This window comes from Caballeronia sordidicola (assembly GCF_001544455.2).
GTDB lineage: Bacteria > Pseudomonadota > Gammaproteobacteria > Burkholderiales > Burkholderiaceae > Caballeronia > Caballeronia sordidicola.
The window spans coordinates 12,117-35,963 of sequence record NZ_FCOC02000008.1 but is presented as its reverse complement, the minus strand read 5'-3'; the positions used below and the strand labels follow the sequence as shown (position 1 = coordinate 35,963).

Annotated in this window: 22 protein-coding genes; 12 read left to right on the top strand and 10 right to left on the bottom strand. The window is 60.5% G+C overall.

What is annotated here, in order from left to right; genetic code table 11:
- Positions 1 to 53 precede the first annotated feature (53 nt).
- From AWB64_RS14825 to hutH, 6 genes are all read left to right on the top strand, one after another.
- Positions 54 to 923, top strand: coding sequence for a polysaccharide deacetylase family protein (locus tag AWB64_RS14825; RefSeq protein WP_060856194.1), 870 nt, complete (start codon positions 54 to 56; stop codon positions 921 to 923).
- 3 nt (positions 924 to 926) lie between these two features.
- Entirely contained in the window at positions 927 to 1,847 is a 921-nt protein-coding gene (locus tag AWB64_RS14820; RefSeq protein WP_060856193.1) for a polysaccharide deacetylase family protein, read from the top strand.
- On the top strand, positions 1,844 to 3,238 hold the full coding sequence (locus AWB64_RS14815; protein WP_060856192.1) for an MmgE/PrpD family protein: 1,395 nt from the start codon (positions 1,844 to 1,846) through the stop codon (positions 3,236 to 3,238). The genes AWB64_RS14820 and AWB64_RS14815 overlap by 4 nt, the downstream gene beginning before the upstream one ends.
- 68 nt (positions 3,239 to 3,306) lie before the next feature.
- On the top strand, positions 3,307 to 4,176 hold the full coding sequence (locus AWB64_RS14810; protein WP_244164066.1) for an ABC transporter substrate-binding protein: 870 nt from the start codon (positions 3,307 to 3,309) through the stop codon (positions 4,174 to 4,176).
- A 130-nt stretch (positions 4,177 to 4,306) separates the two neighbouring features.
- Positions 4,307 to 4,945 (top strand): LysE family translocator, encoded by a 639-nt coding sequence (locus AWB64_RS14805; protein WP_060856191.1) that lies wholly within the window; start codon positions 4,307 to 4,309, stop codon positions 4,943 to 4,945.
- A 343-nt stretch (positions 4,946 to 5,288) separates the two neighbouring features.
- Positions 5,289 to 6,818, top strand: coding sequence for a histidine ammonia-lyase (gene hutH / locus AWB64_RS14800; RefSeq protein ID WP_060856190.1), 1,530 nt, complete (start codon positions 5,289 to 5,291; stop codon positions 6,816 to 6,818).
- Between the two features lie 30 nt (positions 6,819 to 6,848).
- Here the strand turns inward: hutH and hutC are convergent, their stop codons facing one another.
- The 5 genes from hutC to AWB64_RS14775 are packed head-to-tail and all read right to left on the bottom strand — an operon-like array spanning position 6,849 to position 10,759.
- Positions 6,849 to 7,622, bottom strand: a complete 774-nt coding sequence (gene hutC / locus AWB64_RS14795) for a histidine utilization transcriptional repressor HutC (RefSeq protein ID WP_244164065.1) — start codon at positions 7,620 to 7,622, stop codon at positions 6,849 to 6,851.
- A gap of 5 nt (positions 7,623 to 7,627) precedes the next feature.
- Positions 7,628 to 8,506 carry an amino acid ABC transporter ATP-binding protein gene (locus tag AWB64_RS14790; RefSeq protein ID WP_060856188.1) on the bottom strand — a complete coding sequence of 293 codons (879 nt, stop codon included), beginning with the start codon at positions 8,504 to 8,506 and terminating at the stop codon, positions 7,628 to 7,630.
- A gap of 40 nt (positions 8,507 to 8,546) precedes the next feature.
- A complete protein-coding gene (locus AWB64_RS14785) occupies positions 8,547 to 9,215 on the bottom strand; it encodes an amino acid ABC transporter permease (RefSeq protein WP_060856187.1) in 669 nt (222 codons plus the stop codon).
- Between the two features lies 1 nt (position 9,216).
- Positions 9,217 to 9,873, bottom strand: a complete 657-nt coding sequence (locus AWB64_RS14780; protein WP_060856186.1) for an amino acid ABC transporter permease — start codon at positions 9,871 to 9,873, stop codon at positions 9,217 to 9,219.
- A 52-nt stretch (positions 9,874 to 9,925) separates the two neighbouring features.
- Positions 9,926 to 10,759 (bottom strand): transporter substrate-binding domain-containing protein, encoded by an 834-nt coding sequence (locus AWB64_RS14775; RefSeq protein ID WP_060856185.1) that lies wholly within the window; start codon positions 10,757 to 10,759, stop codon positions 9,926 to 9,928.
- A 417-nt stretch (positions 10,760 to 11,176) separates the two neighbouring features.
- Here AWB64_RS14775 and AWB64_RS14770 point away from each other — a divergent pair, with 417 nt between their 5' ends.
- The 3 genes from AWB64_RS14770 to AWB64_RS14760 are packed head-to-tail and all read left to right on the top strand — an operon-like array spanning position 11,177 to position 14,686.
- The gene (locus AWB64_RS14770; RefSeq protein ID WP_060856184.1) at positions 11,177 to 12,148 is read left to right on the top strand and encodes an isopenicillin N synthase family dioxygenase; all 972 of its coding nucleotides are present in this window, start codon (positions 11,177 to 11,179) and stop codon (positions 12,146 to 12,148) included.
- A gap of 7 nt (positions 12,149 to 12,155) precedes the next feature.
- The gene (locus AWB64_RS14765) at positions 12,156 to 13,559 is read left to right on the top strand and encodes an FAD-binding oxidoreductase (RefSeq protein WP_082850502.1); all 1,404 of its coding nucleotides are present in this window, start codon (positions 12,156 to 12,158) and stop codon (positions 13,557 to 13,559) included.
- On the top strand, positions 13,559 to 14,686 hold the full coding sequence (locus tag AWB64_RS14760; RefSeq protein WP_060856182.1) for an aminotransferase class I/II-fold pyridoxal phosphate-dependent enzyme: 1,128 nt from the start codon (positions 13,559 to 13,561) through the stop codon (positions 14,684 to 14,686). The genes AWB64_RS14765 and AWB64_RS14760 overlap by 1 nt, the downstream gene beginning before the upstream one ends.
- Here the strand turns inward: AWB64_RS14760 and AWB64_RS14755 are convergent.
- From AWB64_RS14755 to AWB64_RS14735, 5 genes are all read right to left on the bottom strand, one after another.
- A complete protein-coding gene (locus AWB64_RS14755) occupies positions 14,683 to 15,351 on the bottom strand; it encodes an RraA family protein (protein ID WP_060856181.1) in 669 nt (222 codons plus the stop codon). The genes AWB64_RS14760 and AWB64_RS14755 overlap by 4 nt on opposite strands.
- A gap of 14 nt (positions 15,352 to 15,365) precedes the next feature.
- On the bottom strand, positions 15,366 to 16,388 hold the full coding sequence (locus tag AWB64_RS14750; RefSeq protein WP_060856180.1) for an amidohydrolase family protein: 1,023 nt from the start codon (positions 16,386 to 16,388) through the stop codon (positions 15,366 to 15,368).
- Between the two features lie 21 nt (positions 16,389 to 16,409).
- Complete coding sequence (locus AWB64_RS14745) at positions 16,410 to 17,738, bottom strand: MFS transporter (protein ID WP_060856179.1); 1,329 nt, start codon at positions 17,736 to 17,738, stop codon at positions 16,410 to 16,412.
- A gap of 248 nt (positions 17,739 to 17,986) precedes the next feature.
- A complete protein-coding gene (locus AWB64_RS14740) occupies positions 17,987 to 18,892 on the bottom strand; it encodes a LysR family transcriptional regulator (RefSeq protein WP_060856178.1) in 906 nt (301 codons plus the stop codon).
- Between the two features lie 68 nt (positions 18,893 to 18,960).
- The gene (locus AWB64_RS14735) at positions 18,961 to 19,914 is read right to left on the bottom strand and encodes a LysR family transcriptional regulator (RefSeq protein WP_060856177.1); all 954 of its coding nucleotides are present in this window, start codon (positions 19,912 to 19,914) and stop codon (positions 18,961 to 18,963) included.
- A gap of 146 nt (positions 19,915 to 20,060) precedes the next feature.
- Between AWB64_RS14735 and AWB64_RS14730 the strand changes: the two genes are divergently transcribed.
- The 3 genes from AWB64_RS14730 (at position 20,061) to AWB64_RS14720 (ending at position 23,837) form a co-directional block, all read left to right on the top strand.
- Complete coding sequence (locus AWB64_RS14730; protein WP_060856176.1) at positions 20,061 to 21,398, top strand: MFS transporter; 1,338 nt, start codon at positions 20,061 to 20,063, stop codon at positions 21,396 to 21,398.
- Positions 21,399 to 21,442: 44 nt separating this feature from the next.
- Positions 21,443 to 22,996 carry a D-arabinonate dehydratase gene (locus AWB64_RS14725; protein WP_060856175.1) on the top strand — a complete coding sequence of 518 codons (1,554 nt, stop codon included), beginning with the start codon at positions 21,443 to 21,445 and terminating at the stop codon, positions 22,994 to 22,996.
- Between the two features lie 268 nt (positions 22,997 to 23,264).
- On the top strand, positions 23,265 to 23,837 hold the full coding sequence (locus tag AWB64_RS14720) for a (2Fe-2S)-binding protein (protein WP_082850494.1): 573 nt from the start codon (positions 23,265 to 23,267) through the stop codon (positions 23,835 to 23,837).
- Positions 23,838 to 23,847 lie beyond the last annotated feature (10 nt).

Below are 23,847 nucleotides of genomic sequence, written 5' to 3'. Positions count from 1 at the left end.
AGTTCCGTGGAGATTTCGCATGAGTCAACACTCAGACCAGAAGGCGTTCATCAATGCCGGCAACTGATCTCGACAGACCACGCTGGCCCGATGGAAAGCGATCCTGCTTCGCACTCGCTTTCGATCTCGATGGTCCCACTGGCGACGCCATGCTCGACGGTTCGATCTGGAACAACCCGGCGTATTTCACGCTCGGCAGTTACGGCCCGTGGCGCGCCTTGGGCCGTTTGCTCGGCATGCTCGCGGAACGCAACGTACCCGCCACGTTCTTCGTGCCCGCGTGGGTCCTCGAGAACTGGCCGACACAATGCGCGGCGATCCTGGAAGGCGGTCATGAGATCGGCTATCACGGCTACAAGCATGAAGCATTCTGGACGCTCGACCGCGATGCACAGCGCGCGGTGATGGAACGCTCGGCGCAAGTCTTCGACAAATATCTCGGCATGCGCCCGGTCGGTTTCCGCACGCCCTCGGGCGACTGGGGGCCTGACACTATCGGCGTACTGATGGAAGCCGGCGTGCGCTATTCGAGCTCCATGCGCGGCGACGATCGTCCTTACTTCCTTCCCGCGCAACGCGGCGGTACGCCCCTGGTCGAGATCCCCGGGCGCTGGGAGATGGACGACTATGCGTCGCTTGCGTATCACCGCAATCCGAACTTCCCGGCGAGCCTGGATCGCATTGCCAGCTACGACACCACGCTCGACAACTGGCGCCGTGAGTTCGACGGTTCGCATCGCGACGGACTGTGTCTGACCACGCTGTTTCATCCGAAGGTCTCGGGCAAGCCGGGGCGCATTGCGCTGCTTGAGAGCCTGCTCGATCACATGCACGCGAAAGGCGACGTGTGGTTCTCCACGTGCCGCGATGTGGCGCAATGGTGGCACGACGAGTACGCACCCATGAATCCGAAGGAGGCCTGAGCGATGCAGGAGAAACAGGCAGAACACCCTTCGCGCTGGCCGCAGGATGCGCGAAGCGCCGTGGTCGTCACGGTCGATTTCAACGATGAACACGGCATCCTTATGCAGGAGCCACGCATTGCGGGCCGGGAAAAATCGCTGTCGGTATGGCGTTATGGCGCGAAACGCGGCGTGGATCGCGTGCTCGGTGCGCTGGAAGAATTTGATGTCCGTTCAAGCTGGTTCGTGCCGGGCCGCGTGGCCGAGACGCATTCGGAACTGCTTGCCCGGATAGCAGGGCAGAAACACGAGATCGGCAATATCGGTTACGTGTGCGAAAACTTCGATGCGCTCACGCTCGGCCAGCAAAAGGATGTCTTCACGCGAGGGCAAGCCGCGCTTGAACACGTCACCGGCCGCCGTGCTGAAGGCTTTCGCTCGTTCACTGGAAACTGGGCGCCGGGCTTCACGGACTTTCTACGGGACGAAGGCGTCACATGGTCGTCGTCCTGGCGCGGCGACGATCTTCCTTACCTCCATCTGCCGGATACGAATGCCGTGCTGACCAAGCCGCCGCTTGTTGAATTGCCCCTGCACTACGAACTCGAAGACGAACCTTACTTCGCGTACAACCTCTCGCCGGCGGTGCCTGTCGGGCAGCCGCGTATTCCGTCTTATCGTGAAGTGCTTGCTAACTGGAAGCATGACTTCGCGGCGTTTCATCGTTTTGGATTGTGCTTTGTGCTGAGGCTTCATCCGGAAATTATCGGCACGGCGGGGCGCATTGACGTACTGCGCGAACTGCTCGCCCATATCCGCTCGCACAACGATGTCTGGATTGCGACCGGGGCGGAGATGGCCGCGTGGTGGCGCGAGCGCGTTACGAGCAACGAGCCCGGTCATCCGGTCGAGGTGTATGCACGGCACTGGCAGGAGCACGCATGAACACGCGCGAATCGACCTTGTCGCAGAGACTGGCGGATTTTATCGGCGAGACTTCAGGCGACTCGCTGCCAGACGCCGTCGTGCATAAAGCAAAGCGCCATATCCTCGATACGCTTGGCGCCGCGTTGGGTGGCGCTGCGGCAGTTGAAGCGCGCAGCACGCGTGCAGTAATGAGCATGGGAAGCGTGGGCCATGTGCGCGCATGGGGTACGTCCTCGAGCTTCAACGCACGCGACGCCGCCTTCGTCAACGGCGTTGCGGCCCATGCCCTCGAACTCGATGACGCCGGCGGTTGCGATCATTCGGGCGCGGTTGTACTGCCCGCGGCATTCGCCGCGCTTGCCTGCACCGGGCGGCCAGTATCGGGGCGAGAATTCCTGACAGCAGTGGTGATTGGCTATGACGTCGGCCGCCGCGTGCTCGAAGCATGCGGAGGATATTCGCCGCATAACAACACCGGCTGGCATTCCACCATGACGTGTGGCGTGTTCGGCGCGGCTGCTACGAGCGCGCGTCTGCTTGGCCTCGATGCCACCGGGATTGCAGCAGCACTCGGCCACGCCGGAAGTTTCAGCGGCGGATTGTGGGGCTTCATCCATGATGCATCGCAGACAAAACGCATGCATACGGGCCGCGCGGCAGAGGGCGGATTGCTTGCCGCATTGCTCGCGCGAGAGAATATCAGTGGTCCAAAGCAGATTTTCGAGGATGTATGGGGCGGTTTTTTCAACGCCTTCGCACGCAATACGCAGCAACCCGACGCCTTGCTCGCGGATCTCGGCATTGTGTGGAAGCTAATGCGCTGTTCGATCAAACCGCACGCCGCGTGCCGAAGCACGCATGCGGCCATTGATGCCACGCTGGAACTCTTGCAGGGGCGAGCGGCGGACCTGGACAACCTGACCGGCGTGCATGTCAGCCTGAGCGCCTTCGTGAATCAGATGTGCGGTGGACGTGACCTGAACACGCTCGCGTCGGCGCAGATGAGCTTGCCATATGCTATCGCCACGGTGCTGGTCAACGGTCACGCGGGCATAGGCGCGTACCTCGATGCACAGCGTCGCGACCCTCGCATTGCAGCCGCCATGCAACGTATCACGCTCGAGATCGATCCCGCCATGTCGGATTTGGACGAGCCGATCATCACGCTCGCCATGTCCGGCGCCGAGCCGCGTTCGCAACAGGTCAACGTGCCGCGTGGCGACCCGCGCAACCCCGTTTCCGATGCAGACCTGGCTGCGAAGTTCCGCGCGCTGGCGAGCCTGACGCTTCCCGAAGCATCGATCAACGCGATTGAAACCGCGGTGCTCGATCTCGACCATCTCGCCGATGCACGAACGCTCGCGCAGTGGCTCGACGGCAACGCGGACGCGCGCCCTGTACTGCGTTAGGCACGCACCTCGCCATATCAAAGCGCGACATCCGACTCAACCAGACCTTTCATCCAGGGGTGACTTCCATGAAAAAGCTGAACCCGATGCGTGCCGTTTCCAACCTGATGACCGTGTGCCTGTCGGCGTGTCTGTTGACGTGTCTGTTCGCAAGCGGCGCGAACGCGCAGGCCTTGCCCGATGCAATCATGAAGTCGAAGGTGATCAAGGTCGCGGTGAATTCCATCTATCCGCCGATGGAATACAAGGATCCAGAGAGCGGCGATCTGGTCGGTTTCGACATTGATCTTGGCAACGCGATTGCAAAGCAACTGGGTGTGAAGCTCGACTGGCAGGAGTCGGCGTTCGAACAATTGTTGCCGTCGCTGGCGACGGGTCGTGTCGATATGATCCTGAGCGGTTTAAGCGATGTCCCGGGTCGTCGCGATACAGCGGATTTTCTGGACTACCTGAATTCGGGCGCGCAGTTTTATATCCTCGCGTCGCGTGCAAACGAGATCAGGCAGGCCACGGATCTTTGCGGCAAACCGGTCGGAACGAGCCGCAGCACATCCTTCCCCGCCGATACCACCGCATGGAGCGCGAAACATTGCGAAGGCGCGAGCAAGGCCGCAATAGACGTGGCGGGAACCGAGGACACATCCGCGGCGCGTCTGCAGCTCAAGCAGGGCCGGATTGCAGCAGGCGTGCAGGGCAGCGAAACCCTGCCGTACGTCATGAAGCTTGAGCCGAATACGTACAAGCCGATCGGTGAACCGTTTGCGACATCGCCCGAAGGCATTGCGTTCGCGAAGTCGAATGCGAGATTGCGCGACGCCGTGCTCGGCGCGCTCAATACGTTGATCGCCAACGGGACGTACGCCGCGATTGCCGTGAAGTGGAATCTGCAATCGAGCGCGGTCAGGCAGATCACGTTGAACGGTACGACGCTTCGTTAGGGCTGCATCGGATTCGACTCGATTTCAAAATACCGTTGAGGCGTTGCGCGAGCGCTGGATCAGCCTGCGTTACCGTGTTATTTTCATGATCTCGAAAACGCTTCGCCGCTCGCAAAAAGGAGCTTCGCCGATGACCGCATCAGCCGCCGTTCTTGCCATTCTCGCTGCAATATTGATGGGCGCCATGAGCCCAGGTCCGAGCTTTGTACTGGTCGCGCGCAACGCAATCGGCCTGTCTCGCGCCGATGGACTCGCTACCGCGCTCGGCATGGGCGTGGGCGGAGTCTTCTTTAGCGGCATCGCGCTTGCGGGTTTGTATACGCTGCTGTCGGCGGTCGAGTGGCTTTACGTGGCCTTGAAAATTGCCGGCGGCCTTTATCTGATCTATATCGCGTTCAATATCTGGCGTGGTGCATCAAGTCCGTTATCGGTGGACCAGGCGCGTTCTGCGCAGAACCGGAACCTGCGCAAGTCGTTCTTGATTGGACTCACCACGCAACTCAGCAATCCGAAGACCGCCATCTGGTATGGCAGTATTTTCGCGGCGCTCTTACCCCAACATCCGCCGCTCTGGTGCTATCTCGTTCTGCCTCCCATGCTTTTCGGAATCGAGGCTGGCTGGTACACCATCGTTGCATTGTGTTTTTCGAGCCGTCGTCCGCGTGAGGTTTATCTGCGTGGGAAGAAATGGGTGGATCGCGTTGCCGCGACGGCGGTCGCCTTGCTGGGGCTGCGGCTGATTTTTGCGGCGCACAAAGCGGGCATATGAAGTTCAATGCATCTGGAAGCCAACTTCGCGAATTCTGACGTTGAACCGCGTTGCCGCAGTTGCCGTGGCACTCACGCGGTATAGACAGGAAATTTCATGACACGGAATGAGCGGAGCGGATGCCAGGGTTTAAAATTTCACGATTCGATTTTATTTCCACCTTTTATGCGCAAAGCCCCAGTACGGCCGCCGCGAGCCAAAATTTCCCGCCGCTTTCACGTAGCCCGAATCTAAAAAGTACTTGTATATACCGATTTTGTTGTCCTAGACTCGCGGGTATGCTCTTGTATAGACAAGATAGCCTTGCGCGAAAACGCGCAGCCTCACAGCCCAAGGACAACCGATGATCAAGCTAACCCCCGGCAAACTCACTCTCCCGCAACTGCGCCAGATCGCCCGTGAGCGCGTCCAGCTGGAACTCGATGCCGCAAGCCACGCGGCTATCGACGCCAGCGCGAAAGCGGTCGAGGAGATCGCCGCGAAAGGTTTGCCGGCCTACGGCATCAACACGGGTTTCGGGCGCCTCGCCAACACCCATATTCCCGCCGACCAGCTTGAACTCCTGCAGCGCAATCTGGTTTTATCGCACGCGGTCGGGGTAGGCGAGCCCATGTCGCCGCCCGTTGTACGCCTGTTGATGGCGCTGAAATTGTCGAGCCTCGGGCGCGGTCACTCCGGCATTCGCCGCAAGGTGATGGACGCCATGATCACGCTGTTCAACGCGGACGTGCTGCCTGTCATTCCTGTCAAAGGGTCGGTTGGCGCATCGGGCGACCTTGCGCCGCTCGCGCATATGTCGGGCGTCCTGATGGGTATCGGCGAAGTGTTTCTCGATGGAAAAATTGCCCCCGCGCTCGACGGCCTCAAGTCGGTGGGACTCGCGCCGCTGACGCTGCAAGCAAAGGAAGGGCTCGCGCTGCTCAACGGCACGCAGGCATCCACAGCGCTTGCGTTGTACAACATGTTCGCAATCGAAGACCTGTATCGCACGGGATTGGTGTCGGGCGCGTTGTCGGTGGACGCCGCCATGGGTTCTGTCGTTCCCTTCGACGCCCGCATTCACGCGTTGCGCGGCCATCAAGGCCAGATCGATGCAGCGGCTGCCTATCGCACGTTGCTGGACGGTTCGGACATCAACCTGTCGCATCAGGATTGCGACAAGGTTCAGGACCCCTACAGCCTGCGATGCCAGCCGCAAGTCATGGGCGCATGCCTCGACCAGATCCGTCACGCCGGCAATGTGTTGCTGATCGAAGCGAACGCCGTATCGGACAATCCGCTGATTTTCCCGGACACCGGCGAAGTGCTTTCAGGCGGCAACTTTCACGCGGAACCGGTCGCGTTCGCGGCCGACAACCTCGCCATTGCCGCAGCGGAAATCGGCGCATTGGCGGAACGCCGGATTGCATTGTTGATCGACGCCACGCTCTCTGGCCTGCCGCCTTTTCTGGTTCGCGATGGCGGCGTGAACTCGGGTTTCATGATCGCGCACGTGACGGCGGCGGCGCTTGCGTCGGAGAACAAGACCTACGCGCATCCGGCTTCGGTCGACTCGTTGCCGACCTCGGCGAACCAGGAAGATCACGTCTCCATGGCAACGTTCGCGGCCCGCAAGCTTGGCGATATTGCCGAGAACGTCACGCATATTCTCGCAATCGAACTGCTCGCGGCGGCACAAGGCGTGGACCTGCGCGCTCCGCATCTCACGAGCCCGCGTCTGCAGCCCGTCATGCAGTCCATTCGCACCGACGTGGAGCACTACGAACTCGATCATTACTTCGCGCCCGACATTGTGGCGGTGGCGAAGCAGGTCACGAGCGGCAAGATTGCCGGATTCTGCCCGCTGCAATTCGCATCGCACGGCGTGCTTTAAGCTTTGCACCTTGCAGCGGCAGATGCGTGGTCAACTCTGCCGCTGCATGCTGTCGCTGCTGAAACGGCATCCCAGCCGATACCGCGTGCCAGGATGCACGAAGCGCGCGAACGTCACCGCCACGTTGTTGGCCCATGTGCGGCGCACCAGTGTCAGGCACGGCTGATCGGCTCCGATCTCGAGCAGCTTTGCATCGGCGCGTGATGGAAGCACGGCATCCACGACATGCTCCACCTCGTGCGCCGGCACGGTGTTGAACAAATACTCCGACGGCCGCACGGCCGAAAAATCCTGCTCGAGAAAATGCGGTGCGACTTCCGGGTTCACATACCGGTCTTCGAGTTGCACCGGCACGCCGTTTTCACGATGCACGCACACCACATGAAACACGGACGCGCCCGGCGCAAGACCGAGCGCGGCGGAAACATCGCTTGCGGCCGCCTCGCGCGCGGCGAGCATGATGGAGTAACCGTACTCGTGACCGCGGGCGCGGATCTCGTCGCCTATGTGCGCGATCATCAGTAACGTGGATTGCGGCTTCTCTTCTGCAATGAACGTCCCGACGCCCGAAAAGCGCGTCAATACACCTTGCTCGGTCAACTCGCGCAATGCACGGTTGATGGTCATGCGCGACACACCCAGTTCGCCGACCAGCGTCATCTCCGATGGAATCCGGTCACCCGGCCGCCATTCACCGGAGAGAATGCGCGTGCGGATATGTTCCTTCACGCGCTCGTAGCGTGCGAGCGGCGCGGCAGCCTCAGAGGGCGCCGGCGCTGGATTGGAAAGCCCGTTCGTATTCATGTTCGTCATATCCTGCTGGATTCGGTCGCGACCGGCACGGCGCCCGGAGCGGTTTCCTCGCGACGCGCCCAGAATGCATTGCGGTCGAGATAGTTTTGCAGAAACTGGCGAAGGCGCGGTTGCTGCGCATTATGGAACACATCCTCGGGCGAACCGTGCGCGGCAATCCTGCCATGATCGATAAACACGACGGTGTCGGCCACCTGCGCCGCAAACCCCATTTCATGCGTGACGATGACCATGGTCATGCCGTCGTTGGCGAGGTTCTTCATGACTTGCAGCACTTCGCCAACGAGTTCGGGATCGAGCGCCGACGTGGGTTCGTCGAAGAGCATGATGTGCGGTTCCATTGCCAGCGCCCGGGCAATCGCCACGCGCTGCTGCTGGCCGCCGGAAAGGCGCGCGGGGTGATTGTTCGCGCGATCGGCGAGGCCGACTTTATCGAGCATTGCTAGCGCGCGTTTGTGCGCTTCGGCCTTCGGCAGCTTGCGCACCCGCACGAGCGCTTCGGCGACATTTTCCATGGCCGTCATGTGCGGCCACAGGTTGAACTGCTGGAACACCATGCCCACGTTACGGCGCACGCGGTTGATCTCGGCCTGCGGTGCGCGCACGCGCTTGCCGTTGCGTCCGGTCACGTAGCCGAGCAATTCTCCCTCAATGTAGATCTCGCCTTCGCTGTATTCCTCCAGGAACGCAAGCGATCGCAGCAAGGTGCTCTTGCCTGAACCCGATGGCCCGATGATGCACGTCACCTCCGACTTGCGCACGGCGAGCGATACGTCGTCCAGCACCTTGAGCGTGCCGAAATGCTTGCCGACATGCCGGGCATCGACGAGATATTCGGTTTGCGCCGGCGCGTTGCCATTGAGCGGTTTTTTCATGATTCAGCACTCGCGTTGTGTGTTGCTGCCGTTCATGGATTCATCGTGCAAGGAATCGGCCGACACGCAGTTCGACCCACTGTCCCGCCCGTGAAGCGGCTTCCACGAGCACGAGATAACACACGCACAGCGCGAGGAGTGTCTCGACGAATGCAAACTTTTCCGAGCCGATGCCCGTTAGCACGAACGTCAACTCCGGCACCGTGACAACCGACAGCACGGCAGTCTCCTTGCTCAGCACGATAATTAGGTTCGTCAACGCCGGTACGATGATCACCAGCATCTGCGGCAACTGTACGCGCATGATGACTTGCAGCCGCGTGAAGCCGAGACACTGCGCGGCTTCAATGTGGCCGCGCGGCACGGAAGTAAAGCCCGAACGAAATGCTTCAGCGAAATACGCGCTGCCGTACAAGCCCAATCCCACGATACCGGCCGTCAACGGTTCAAGCGACAGCCCCAGTGACGGACCGCCGTAATACAGCACGAAAAGTTGTACAAGAAATGGCGTGCCGCGAAAAATCTCGATATACGCGCGCAGGAACCCGCGCACCCACTTGCCGCAGAAAATTTGCAGAATCGCGATGGCGAAGCCAATAGCCATGCCGATCATCACGCCGCCAATCCACACGGCGATGGTTGTCGCGAAGCCTTCGGCCAGGGCGGGCAGGGAACCGGTGAGAACGGTTGGATCGAAATGAATGGCCATGCTACGCCGCAGCTTGAGCCTGGCGGCGCTCGGCGCGATGACCCGCGAGCGAGAGCGCACCGTTGATGACGAGATACACCAGCCCGGCCGCCACATACGCTTCGAGCGGCCGGTACGTGCTCGCCGCAATATTCTGCGCGGTGCGCGTGACGTCGGCGACACCCACGACCGAGATCAGCGAAGACGCTTTCACGAGCATCACCATTTCATTGACGAGCGAGGGCAGTGTCGTGCGCAGCGCCTGCGGCACCTGAATTCGCAGCACGGCCTGCATGCGCGACAAGCCGAGCAATTGCGCGGCTTCCAGTTGCCCATGCGCAATGCCGATAAAACCGCCACGCAGGATCTCCGCGAGATAAGCGGCCTCGCACAGGGAAACCGCCGCGGCCGCGGCGACCAGCGGCGGCACGTTGATGCCTATGAAGGGCAGGAAATAATAGGTCAGCAGAAGCTGCACGAGCAGCGGCACGCCGCGAAAGAAACCGACATACGCGCCACCGAGCTTCGACACAACGCGGTTCCTGGAAAGCCGCGCGCTGCACACGCCGATCGCAACGACAAATCCCACCACGAGCCCGACGAGTGAAATCAGGACCGTGGCTTGCGCGGCCTTGATGAGAAGCGGCAGGGCGTCCAACAATGCATGAAGGCTGAACATGGGCTGTCCGGCGGGAATTCGAAGGCGCGGCGAACCACTATCGGTTCCCGGATCAATAGTTAGGCGTTGGCATGGTTGTCGGCGTATCCATGGTCACGCCGAACCACTTCTTTTGCAGGGCGGCAAGGCGCCCGTCGCCATGCATCTTGATGATCGCCTGGTTGATCGCATTGAGCAGCGGCTTGCTGTCTGCGTCCTTGCGCCCGAGATAACCGAAATACACTTTCGTGCCGAACGGCGGTTGCACCACGGCGAAGGTGTCGGGACGCTGGCGCGCCACATAGGCAATGTTCGGCAGCGAGTTGCCCACGGCGACGATCCGGCCTGCCGCAAGGTCGGCATAAGCCTGGTTGTTATCGATGTATTCACGCACGCTGGTCTTGCCCGGGAGTGTGGCGACATATTGCTTCAACTGGTCGAGCTGGGCGGTTGCCTTGCCGCCGCCGACCGCCTTGCCGGCGACGTCGGCGTTCGTCTTGATGCTTGCGTCGTTTGCGCGCTTGAGAAGGGCGACCGTGCCGTCCGCAATCGGCAGCATGAATTCGTAGCGCTCCATGCGCGCCTTGGTGATGGTCACGGGACCGCTGACAATGTCGAACTTGCCGGCTTCCAGGCCCGGCAGCACGCTCGGCCAGGGTAAGTCTATGGAGCGTACCTTCACGCCCATTTCCTTCGAGAGTTCAGCAAAGAAGTCCTTGTTGAAGCCTTGTTGCTGACCGTTTTCCAGGAAGTCGAACGGAGCGAATTGCATCTCGGTTCCAACGACCAGTTCTCCCGCCTTCTTGACCTTCGCCAACTGGTCGTCCGCATGCGCTGAAACCGAAATCGCCGCCATGACCCATGCGGTCACGAGCAGGCGACCCTTCAACTTCGAGAACACATTCATTGTTGAACTCCCCTGATATAAGAGAACCCGGCTTTGTTTAGCGAGCGGTTTTGATGGGCGGATGGTGAGCAAGCATGCTGAATTCCAGATGACGCGATTCAGTATATACCGTCAATTTGCATTGCCAAGCGTGTCAAAAATACTTCGTGAAAGGCAGTATCGGGCTTGCATGGAGGCATGTTCAAGTTCGAACAAACGCCGGGTTGCGTTCGCGTAATTGGCGGTATATACAGACAATGTTGACGCGGTCTTGCGCGTGGTCCTGACTTATACGCAGGTCGTTGCTACCAACGCGCGTCACGACGGATCTGACGTAGTAAGTACGTGGTGTATATACCGCCCGCCACCGTACGTCCCTGAGTTTCGAGCGTGCGGTATCGACGGTTTGCAAACCTGACATCAACCCTGGAGTTACGGATGAGTCTGGCTTCCCATATTCCTGTTGTCGATATGGCGGCTGTTCGCGCGCACGATACCGTCGGCTTGCGAGAAGCCGCTGCTGCTATCCGTGATGCGTGCACAAGCATCGGTTTTTTCTATGTGAGCAATCATGGCGTGCCTTCGGACGTGCTAGATAGCGCAGTTAAGGGCGCAAGCGAATTCTTTGCGCATCCGCCGGAAGTGAAGCGTCGCGTGGCGGTGAATCATCGGCACCGTGGCTTCAATGCGCTTGGCGACGCCGTCATGTATCAGGCGACCAAGCCCGACTACAAGGAATTTTTCAGCATCGGCCTGGAGTTGCCCGAGGACGATCCCAGCGTGCTCGCGGGCGAAGCCTTGCGGGGTCCTAACAACTGGCCGGATTTTATGCCGTCGTTGCGTCCCGCGCTGTACGGCTACTACGAAGCCGTCGGCGCCTGTGGCGCGGATTTATTGCGGGCAGTGGCGGTGAGCCTGGATATCGATGAAGCGTTTTTTGCCGACAAGTACACGAAGCGCATGCAGCGCACGCAGATGGTCTATTACCCGCCGCAAGCGCCCAAGTCCGACGCCGACCAGTTCGGTGTGGCGCCGCATACGGACTACGGTTGCATTACGCTTCTGTGGCAGGACAACATAGGCGGCTTGCAGGTGAAGGAGCTTGCCACCGGTAGCTGGATCGACGCGCCGCCGATTCCTGGCACGCTGGTGGTGAACGTCGGCGATCTGCTTGCGCGATGGTCCAACGACCGCTTTCGTTCCACGCTGCATCGGGTGATCAATCGTTCGGGCAAGGAGCGTTATTCGATCGCCACGTTTTACGATCCAACCTACGGCGCACGCGTCGATCCTCGAGACCTTGGTCTTGATGGCGCACCGCCGCTTTATGTTCCGGTCGCGGCAGGCGACTACATACTCGGGCGCATCAACGACTCAATGGGTTATAGAAAGAAGCGCGCTAATGGCTGAGCATGCAATGAAGCCGATCGTACAAAAGCTGATTGATGTACTCGGTCCGGAGTCGGTGCGTTCCGGCGATGCAATCGAGCCGCGCTATCTTGGCGACTGGAGCGGGCGTTCGGCAGTTGCACCGCTGGCGGTTGTGTTGCCGCGAACCGTAAGCGAGGTCTCGGACGTCTTGCGGCTTTGCAATGAGGCGCATCAAAGTGTCGTGCCGCAAGGCGGCATGACGGGCCTGGCCGGCGGCTCCATTCCCTCGGGCAAAGACGTCTGCATTTCGATGGAACGGCTCGTAGGTATCGAAGAACTCGACCGGGCAGCCGCGACCATGACGGTGCTTGCCGGCACCACGTTGCAGACTGTCCAGGACGCCGCGCAAGCCGCAGGTTTCGAATTCGCACTGGATCTCGGCGCGCGAGGTTCCTGCCAGATCGGCGGCAATCTCGCCACGAACGCGGGCGGCATTCGTGTGCTGCAGTCGGGCACGGCACGCGAGCAGGTGCTGGGTCTTGAAGCCGTGCTCGCCGATGGCAGCGTGCTCAGTTCCATGAACAAGATGGTCAAGAACAATACGGGCTACGACCTGCGCAATCTGTTCATTGGATCAGAGGGGACGCTCGGCATCATCACGCGCGCGGTGTTGCGCCTGAAACCGCGTCGGGCGGCTCGAAGCACGGCGCTATGCGCATTGAATGACTACGACGGCGCGGTTGCGCTGTTGCGCGCGCTGCAATCCACGTTCGGCGATGAAATAGGCGCATTCGAAATCATGTGGCCGGAGTTTTACGACTTCGGTGTATCGCTGACGCGTTCGGGACAATCGCCGCTGGGCAATGCGTATCCGTTGTACGCGCTTATTGAGCAGGCGGGTTTTTCCGATGACCACGGCGAGCGCTTTGCTGCGGCGCTCAACGCGCAGCTTGAAGCCGGAGTGGTGCTCAATGCGGTGGTCGCGCAGTCGCAAGCCGAGACGCAAGCGCTTTGGGCGATCCGTGAAGCAACGGCGGAGTTGCCGGTGAAACTGGAACCGATCAACTTCGACGTGAGTTTGCCCATAGGCGAGATCGGGCATTTCGTCGATGCCTGTCGCAGGGATTTTAGGGCGCGCTGGCCCACGCATCATGGCGTGTACTTCGGGCATATCGGCGACTCGAATCTGCACGTCACGCTCGACGCCCGATCGATTCCCGGTGTCACCGTGGAGGAGGTCGATCGTGCACTATATGGCATGGTGCGCGACTACAAGGGTTCCATATCCGCGGAACACGGGATTGGCTTGCTCAAGCGGTCATTTCTCGGCTACTCGCGCAGTCCCGCGGAACTCGCGTGCATGCGTGCGATCAAGCACGCGCTCGACCCGCGCGGCATTCTCAATCCAGGCAAGGTGCTGCCCGCGGCGGATAATCAGGAAGGAATCTAATGAGCGTGAAAGGTTTTATGGACGGACTGCGTGCTGAAGTGCGTGGCTTGCCTGCTTACAACGCGGGTCTTTCAAGCGACGCCGTGCGGACGCGTTATGACGTGCCGCACGTCGCGAAACTCGGCAGCAATGAAAACCCGCGCGGGGCAAGTACGGCGGTTTTGGCACATCTCACCCAGTGGACGACCGCTGCTTCGCTCGCGCTGTATCCGGATCCTTCATGCAGCGTGTTGCGCGCAATGATTGCGGACAAGCTGGGCGTCGAACCTGAACAGATCTTGTTTGGCAACGGCTCGGAAGATTTGCTTGCCATTGCGGCGCATACGTTTATAGCCGCGGGCGAAGACGTGGTCACCGTGGTGCCATCGTTCGGCCTGCACATCATTTATCCGCAAAGCGTCGGCGCGAATGTCATCACTGTGCCCATGCGCTTCGATTTTGAATTCGATGTCGACGCGTTGATTGCCGCACTCTCGCCGCAAACGCGAATGTTGATCGTTAGTAATCCGAGCAATCCCGTTGGTTGTGCAATGAACGCGAAGGAGATGCGACGGCTGCTGGACGCGGTATCGCCGAATACACTCGTGCTATGGGACGAGGCCTATTTCGAGTACGCTGAGAACGAAGAAGATTATCCCGACAGCCTCGCGATACTGCGTGAAACACGACTGCCATGGCTGCTGCTGCGTACTTTTTCGAAGGCCTATGGGCTTGCCGGGCTGCGCGTGGGGTACGGGATCGCGTCGGCGCCGGAACTGGCGGGCCTGATGGACCGCGTGCGCACGCCGTTCAACATCAACCAGATCGCGCAGGAAGCGGCTGCGATCGCGTTTCAAGATGAGGGACATGTTGCGGCGAGCGTGGAAGATGCGCGCGCTGGGCGAGCGCAGATGCGAGCTGCGCTCGAAGCGCTCGGCATCGATCCCGCGCCTTCACTCGCCAATTTCCTCTTCTTCGATTGCGGCGAGGACGCTGCGGCGCTCGCCGCGCGCATGCTCGCCGATGGCGTGATCGTGAAGCCGTGGCGTGAAGCGGGCTATGAGACGTGCATGCGGGTATCGGTAGGAAGCGCCGTCGACAACGCGTTGTTTATCGACTCGTTCAAGCGGCGCCGCACAGCGGGTTAAGCGCCCATCATCTTTTTCTCTTGCGCTTCAATCCACGCGCGGTCGAAACGTCCCTCGGCGATGGATCGAAGCGCGGCGGCTTCCTTGCCCGCCTGTCGCTTCGCGCCTTCGATCACCGCGCTCACGTCTCCGGGAGCAATCGCGAGGACGCCGTCTTCGTCGCCGACCACGATGTCTCCCGGATGCACGACCATGCCGCCCACACTCACCGGCACGTTGACTTCTCCGGGCCCGTTCTTATACGGCCCGCGATGCGTGGCGCCGCGTGCGTAAACGGGAAAGTCATGCGCGCTTAATGCGCCGACGTCACGGATTGCGCCATCGATCACCAGCCCCTGCACCCCGAGGCTTTCGGCGTAGGTTGCCATGATTTCGCCCATGAGCGCTTGTGTTACGTCGCCGCCGCCGTCGATCACGAGCACGTCTCCGGGGCGGCAAAAATCGAAGCCCCGATGAATCGCGAGATTGTCGCCCGGACGCGTGCGCACGGTCACTGCCGTCCCGGCCATCGGCCTGGCTTTGTGATAAGGCATGAGTCCTGTCGTGCCGCTCACGCGCGCCATGTTGTCGCTCAATAGCGATACGGCAAGGCCGCGCAGGACTTCGAGTATTTCAGGACTCGCTTGGCTAGCGGATGCATTGCGACGCCATCCAGGTTGGTTCATGACTGTCATCTCCTTCAGGAAAACTGGCGGGTAAGCTGGTTCGAAAGACGCGCATATACGGTGCGCGCATTGCCTTCGTAAATGCGCTGGCGGTCGTCGTCGGTCAGCCATTCAATGGCGTCGATATAACGGCGCGTATCGTCGTAGTAATGGCCTGTCTCGGGATCGATGCCCTGAACCGCGCCAATCGTCTCCGATGCGAACAGGATGTTCTCGACAGGTATGACCTTCGCCAGCAGGTCGGTGCCGGCCTGGTGATACACGCAGGTATCGAAGAACACGTTCTTGAGCAGATAGTCCTTCAGCAAAGGCCTATTCATGTCCTGGGCGAGCCCGCGATACCGGCCCCAGTGATACGGCACTGCGCCACCGCCATGCGGGATGATGAAACGCAACGCAGGAAAGTCAGCGAACAGATCGGCTGTCAGCAACTGCATGAATGCGGACGTATCGCCATTGATGTAGTGCGCGCCGGTCGCATGGAAATTCGGATTGCATGACGACGACACGTGGATCATCGCGGGCACGTCGAGTTCGACCATCGCTTCGTATAGCGGATACCAGGAGCGGTCGGTCAGCGGCAAGCCGCTCCAATGGCCACCGGAAGGATCGGGATTCAGGTTGCATCCAACGAATCCGAGTTCCTCGACGCATCGGCGCAACTCGGCAATGCAATTCGAAGGCGCTACGCCAGGCGCTTGCGGCAATTGGCAAACGCCTACGAAGTTGCGCGGGAACAACGAGCAGACGCGATGAACCAGGTCGTTGCTCTCTTGCGACCAGCGCGCGTTGGCCTCGGCACCTGCCAGGTGATGGCCCATGCCGGCTGCGCGCGGCGAGAAGATCGTCAGGTCGGTGCCGCGCTCGCGCTGAATGCGCAACTGTCCCGTCTCGATGCTCTCGCGTATCTGTTCGTCGGAAATGACCGGGCGCGGCGGCGGTGGGAGTCCGTCCTTCAGCGCGGCAATCTGCGCTGCCCGCCAAGCTTCATGCTCGGGCGGGGATGTCGTGTAGTGGCCGTGACAGTCGATAATCATTGCTGGTTTCCAGATCGAGGCTTAATGAAGATGTCCCGCAGGGGAATCGCCCGCAGGCAGCGAGTCGTGTTCGTCTTCCGATGGCTTCACCCGCATTACCAGCGCAATGATGGTCGCCACGATCAGGAAGGCCGCAATGGTCAGCAGGGCTAACTTGAAGCTGCCGGTCGCGTTGCGCACGAGCCCGATGCTCCAGGGACCAACGAGGCCGCCGAACTGCGCGATGGTGTTGATCAGCGCAATGGTCGCAGCACCCGCGGCGCCCGTCCTGAACGACGAGGCGAGACTCCAGAACAGCGGATTTCCGGCATAGATAAAGAGACCCGTCACGCAAAGCAGCGCGTAGGCGATCACCGGATTCGGCGCATACGCGCTGCCTGCAATGGCGAGCGCGCTCATTCCGTAGACGAAGGCAAGATGCTTTTTCCGGTCGCCGGTCCGGTCGGAACTGCGGCTGATGACCATCGTGCCGACAACACCAAGAAGCGGCGGCATGGCGGAAAGAAATCCGACTTCGAGGTTGCTCAAATGACCAAGGCTCTTCACGATCTGCGGCAGCCACAGGAAGAGGCCATAGATACCCACGAGCGCGCAGCCGAAGAGACAGGCAAGGCTCCATACGCGGATGTCACTGGCTACGCGCAGCATCGGAAAATGTTTATCTGCGCCGAGCGCTTCGCGCTCTTTCGCGAGCGTGGACTCGAGCCAGTGTTGCTGTTCCGGCGAGAGCCACGCCGCTTCCGAGGGGCGCTCGGTCATCAGGCGCAAGGTCAGGAGACCGAGCAGCATGGCGGGAACGCCTTCCAGGATGAACATCCATTGCCATCCCTGCAGGCCGAGCGGCCCGTTCGCGTAGGTCATCAGCGCGGTTGAAATAGGGCCGCCCAGCACCGCCGAAAAAGATCCCGCGATGATGTAGCCGCCGACCGCGCGCGCCCGGTAGCGCAACGGAAACCACTTCGTGAGATACACGGCAACGCCGGGCAGAAAGCCCGCTTCCATCACGCCCAGCAGGAAGCGCAGCACGTAGAAACTCGACTCGCTGAAGACAAACGCGGTAGCGGCTGCCACAGCGCCCCATGTCAGGAGAATCCGCGCGATCCAGCGCCGCGCGCCGAGCCGGTGCAACAGGAGATTGCTCGGGACTTCGAGCAGCATGTAGCCGAAGAAAAAGATGCTCCCCGCACAGCCGAAGACAGCGGGGCTGAAGCCGAGCTGCTTGTTCATGTCGAGCGCGGCGAAGCCGATGTTGATCCGGTCCAGGTAATTGAAGAACATCATGGCGAAGAGCAACGGCATGAGACGGCCGTAAACCTTGCGCATAGTCGCGCTTTCAATTGGGTCGATCATCGACGTCTCCTGTCTTTTCGGGCGCCCGTGGACCGGGCGTCATATGTATGGTTCGCTTATGGCAGAGGCGAGCGTATTCCCGCGGGCGATGCCGCGTTGTCCGCCGTGAACGCCAATTGGTTTGCCATGCGAAAACCAGAACTGCTGCGGGCGCTGTGCTGCATCCAGTGCATGACCGGTATAGCCATGTTACGAACCTGCGCACCGCGCGTCCAAGACCGTGTTTTTATCTTTTTATAATGATTTTCTTATAGTGCGGCGCGCGGTTTCCGGGGCACGGGCGCCAGGCACTTGAGGAAGGCCTGAAGATGGGATGACGTGTCGTCGCTGCGAAAGCTCGCCGACAGCGTCGTGATCTGGGAAGCCAGAGGCGCGTTCAGGCGCACATAGACGACGTCGGAGCGGCCGTGCCGCGCGACCGACTCACCCACGAACGTCACACCCAGTCCGGCCGCAACCAGCGCAATGGCGGTCTGGATTTCATAGGCCTGATGCGCGATATGCGGCGTGACGCCCGCATTCCGATAAAGCGACTCCACGAATCGCGAATACTGTCCGTTCGAATGCTTCGGGTAGAGGACCAGCGGGGTATCGGCGAGTTGCGCGATACGCACGGACTTTGCGCGCGCAAGCGGATGGTCGGGCGACAGCACAACGGTTACGCGCTCATGCAACAGCGGCAGCGTCGTGCAGCCTGCGATGTCCTGAACCTGCCGCCCGATGCCGATATGAATCCGCGTCTCGTGAAGCGCGTCGGTCTGTTCTTCGGTGAGCATCTCGAAGAGCTTCAGTTCCACGTTGGGATAGGCGAGGTGGAACGCCTTGAGCGCGGGCGGCAGCACGCTATACATCGACGAACGGGTGAAGCCTATGCCGAGCCATCCGCGCAAGCCGAGTCCGATTTCACGCGTGCCGAGCGCGGCCTGATCGAACGATGCAAGGATCTGCCGCGCCTCGATGCACAGATAGCTCCCTGCTTCGGTGAGCCGCAGCGGACGGCTGCCCCGATCCACGAGCTGCGTGCCGAGCCGGTCCTCCAGCGCGCGAATCTGCTGGCTGAGCGCCGGCTGTGCGACATGCAGTCGATCCGCCGCTCGGCTGAAGTTCAGTTCTTCCGCAAGTACGACAAACGCGTGCAGATGGCGCAGATTCATGGTGTTTCGACTTTAAGCGTTTGTTCGGTCATGAGTTGGCCCTGGCACAAAGGGTTACGAGGCAACGCTCAAGGATTCTCCTTTCCGGCTGCCAGCAACCGCAATATGCCGATAAATTCCTGCACCGGCTGCGCGGGCGTCTCATGCTTGCGCGTCACGATTCCGTAACTGGTCATGATGCGGCGGATCGGAACTGGAAGCTGTCCCAGCAAGCCGTGATTCACATATTTTTCGACAGCGGCTTGTGGCTGCAATGAAATCATGTCGGTGGCCTGCAGGAGTTCCAGCGCGGAAAAAATCGACGTCAGTTCCACCATCCCGACCGGTACAGGAATGGCCGCGGCCGAGAACGTCTCCTCGAATAACTGCCTTATCGCAGTGGCCTGCGGATAAAGAATCCAGGGCCATTCGGCAAGATCGGCCAGTTCCAGCTTGCGCTTCTTCAGTAGCGGATGATGGCTTCCCGCCACCACGCAGACCGGTTCGGCGGCGAGTACCTCGAAGTCGAACAACGCATGATGACGCGGCTCGGTCAGCCGGCCGACCATGACGTCCAGCTTCTTTTCGTCCAGCCAGATTGCGAGTTGATCGCTGCTGAGTTCGAATAATTTTACGACCAACTGCGGCCGCATTCGGCGGATCTCGCCAATACCGGCCGTCACCAGTTGCGCCGCCGAGGCTGAAATCGCGCCGACCGTGATGTGTCCATAGCCGCCATTTTTCAGCGTCGCGAACTCGCCGACAAAGCGCCCGAGATCGCCGAGCGCGGTGTTTGCATACCGCAAGGCAAGATGTCCCAGTTCGGTCGGCCTCATCTCGCGCGGCAGCCGCTCGAACAGCGGCGCGTCGAGCAGGCTTTCCATGTCGCCGAGAATTTTGGTCGCTGCGGGCTGCGTCATATGCATCTGCTCGGCGGTGACGCGCATGTTGCGCGTGCGTCCCAGAATGTCGAGCAACTGCAGGTGTCGGTATCGCAGACGGCCAAGAATGGCCGATAAAACCAGCGCGGAAGGTTTCGACATGGAGGGTTAACCTGTATCGACTCATAACCGGATGGAATCGATTGTAGCCAATAAGCGATTGGATGTTTATTCCCGAGTTGGCTTAGAGTGATGCCAGATCAATAGACCGGGGCGGATCCGGCGTCCTCACGATGGAGACAACACACATGCAGACCCAGGCACTCTCGTCCCAGCCGCTGGCGAGCGCCGTGCGCAAAGCGCGGTTGCGCCTGACACCTTTTCTCGCGCTGATGTTCGCGCTATCCATGCTCGACCGGTCCAACGTCGGCTTCGTCAAGCAGGCGCTGCAGGTCGATTCGAACATTGGTAATGCCGCGTTTGCGCTGGGCGCCGGGATCTTTTTTATCGGCTATGCGGTGTTCGAGATTCCGAGCAACATGATGCTGCATCGTGTTGGCGCGAAGCTCTGGTTGAGCCGCATCATGGTCACGTGGGGCATTGCGTCGGCGGCTATGATGTTCGCGCACAACGAGACGGCGTTCTACGTGCTGCGCTTTATTCTCGGTGTGGCGGAAGCCGGCTTTTCTCCGGGCGTGATCCTCTATTCAACGTACTGGTTTCCGGCGAGAGAACGCGGCAAGGCGCTCGGCATCTATTACTTTGGCGTGCCGGTCGCGCTCGTGCTCGGCAGTCCGTTGTCCGGCTATCTGATGGAAGTCATGGGCGGTTTGCTCGGCTTGCGCAACTGGCAGTGGATGTTCCTGATCGAAGGGCTGGCTGCGTCCGTTGTGGGCGTGATCGCGTTCTTCTATCTTGTAAGCAAGCCACGTCACGCGAAGTGGCTGACAGACGCCGAAAAAGATGCGCTCGAATCGGCCATCGCGGCGGAGGATCGCCACAAGGTGGCGCATGGTCCGACGACTGCGCTTGCCGCGCTCGGCAACTGGAACGTGCTGCGCTTCGTCGCTATCTACTTCGCGATCCAGGTCAGCGTGTACGGTGTGATCTTCTATCTGCCTACTCGCATCTCCGAACTGACCGGCACGGCAATAGGCGCAAAGGTGGGCTTTCTCACTGCGATTCCGTGGTTCTGTGCGCTAGTGGCGTTGCGTTTCGTGACGGGTTATGCCGATGCACGCGGCAAGCATCGTGAAGTCGCGGTGCTGATGCTGGTCATGGCGGCAGCGGGAATAGGATTTTCGACGATGGGCACGCATCTCGTGCCCGTGCTGTTCGCGTTTTGCGTGGCCACCATCGGCTTCGTGGTCGTGCAGCCGCTGTTCTGGACACTGCCTACGGCATATCTGAGCGGGACGGCGGCAGCGAGCGGTATCGCGTTGATCGGCGCGTTGGGCAACCTTGGCGGTTTCATTGCGCCCACGTTGAAGACCGCGGTCGAGACCCTCTTTCAGAGTCAGCGCGCGGGCATGGGCGCGCTCGCGGTGGCGGGTGTGATCGGCGTGCTGCTGCTGTTGAGTATCGGTATGCGAGGGCGCCGTCAGGAAGCAGGGCAACTGGCTGCATCGAAAACGGCCTCGCGCTGAGGGGCAGTGACGCGGACTATCGCGCGAACGACGGAGAAACCAACATGAAATCGGTAATCGAAACAGCCACTGCAAATTCGGCGACGGTGCGCCTCAATCCTGTCGACGACGTGCTTATCGCGCGCCATCAGCTTGTCGCCGGCATGCAACTCGCCGATGGCGACGTTACGGTTCGCGGCCTGATTCCGGCCGGGCACAAGATTGCGGTCAAGGCGCTCGCGCAAGGTCAGGCGGTGCGTCGCTATGGACAGATCATAGGCTTCGCGAAGCGTGACATTGAAGTGGGCGAGCATGTGCACGTGCATAACCTCGCGATGGGCGATTTCGCTCGCGACTATGCGTTCGGCGCCGACGCCAAACCCACGCAACGTGTAGCGCAGCCCGCGACCTTCCTGGGCATCCGCCGTCCCGATGGACGAATCGCGACGCGCCATTACATCGGTGTGCTTACGTCCGTGAATTGCTCGGCCACAGCCGCGCGCGCTATTGCTGACTATTTTCGGCGTGACGTACATCCCGAAGCGCTTGCCGCGTTTCCGAACGTGGATGGCGTGGTCGCGCTCACGCATGGTCAGGGCTGCGCGGTCGACTCCGAAGGCGAGGCGCTGCAGATGCTTCGCCGCACGCTTGGTGGCTATGCGCGGCATGCGAATTTTGCCGGCGTGCTGATGGTCGGGCTCGGCTGCGAGACCAATCAGATCGATGGACTCCTGCAGGAACAGCATCTTCAGACAGGCGCCCGACTGAAGACCATGACGATCCAGGCAACGGGCGGCACGGCGCGCACGGTTGCGGCGGGTATTGAAGCCATCAAGGTAATGCTCGGGGACGCAAACGAAGTGGTGCGCGAACGTGTCGATGCAAGCCATCTCGTGATCGGCCTGCAATGCGGCGGATCGGATGGCTATTCGGGGATAACGGCGAATCCCGCGCTCGGCGCAGCGGTCGATCGTCTTGTCGCGCACGGCGGCACGGCCATCCTCTCTGAGACGCCTGAGATTTATGGCGCGGAACACTTGCTGACGCGGCGGGCAGTATCGAAGGAAGTGGGCGACAAGCTGATCGAACGCATTCATTGGTGGGAGGAATATTGCGCGCGAATGAACGCCGACCTGAACAACAATCCGTCGGCGGGCAACAAGGCGGGCGGACTCACGACGATCCTCGAGAAATCCCTCGGCGCAGTGGCGAAGGGCGGGACAACGAACCTTGTTGATGTATATCGGTATGCCGAGCATGTCAGTGCGCGCGGCCTCGTGTTCATGGACACGCCGGGCTACGATCCGGTGTCGGCGACAGGGCAGGTCGCGGGCGGCGCAAACCTTATCTGCTTCACGACGGGACGCGGTTCCGCATACGGATGCGCGCCATCGCCGTCGCTCAAGTTCAGCACGAATACTGCTTTGTGGAAGCGTCAGGAAGAAGATATCGACTTGAACTGCGGCTCGATTCTCGACGGTGAAAAGAGCGTCGATGAACTCGGTCAGGAGATTTTCGAACTGATGCTGGAAACAGCGTCGGGCACGTTGTCGAAGAGCGAAGTGCATGGCTACGGGCAGAACGAATTCGTCCCGTGGCAAATTGGTGCGATTACCTAAAAATCCAAATGGCGCGTCATTGAGAACGCGCCATTATTTTATTCGATACCGCATCAAAAAACGTTCCCGCTGCCTTTGGGAATGTGAATTAGCAGAGTTGCAAATGGCTGCTTATACTAGCCACGTCGTTGGTCATCGACGCAAATTTTGGGGCTTCCACACGCACCCGCCAGTTACCGGCAACGCATCGGTAAGCTGACTGCCAGTCGCGTGAGTGCGTTCGATGCAACCGACTTCTCCATGCCCCCACAGCCAGGAGATTTCCGCCATGAATGTCCAGTCTTCCCCCACGCGCCTATTGGATGAAACGGTCGGGCCCAAAGCCGAAGCGCCGGTATCGAACAATCAGAACGTGACTGCGCGTACGACCGAATCCGTCACTATTGCCGTCGAGCTTTCAGTCAACGGCAGAAATTACGCGATGTCGCTCGATCCTCGCACCACCTTGCTCGACGCATTACGAGAGCATTTGCACCTTACTGGCACCAAGAAGGGATGCGACCACGGGCAGTGTGGCGCGTGCACGGTGCACGTCAACGGACGCCGCGTCAATTCTTGCCTGTGTCTCGCGGCGAACCACGCGGGCGACGATATCACCACCATAGAAGGCATCGGCAGTTCCGACGCGCTGCATCCCATGCAAGCCTCGTTCGTTGAGTGCGATGGCTATCAGTGCGGCTACTGTACGTCCGGGCAGATCATGTCGGCGGTCGCGCTACTCGGCGAACCTGTCGGCGCGAGCGACGCCGACGTGCGCGAAGCCATGAGCGGCAACCTGTGCCGCTGCGGCGCTTATCAGAACATTGTCGCGGCGATCCAGACCGTGCGCGGCAAAGCCTGAGGAGCCGCCG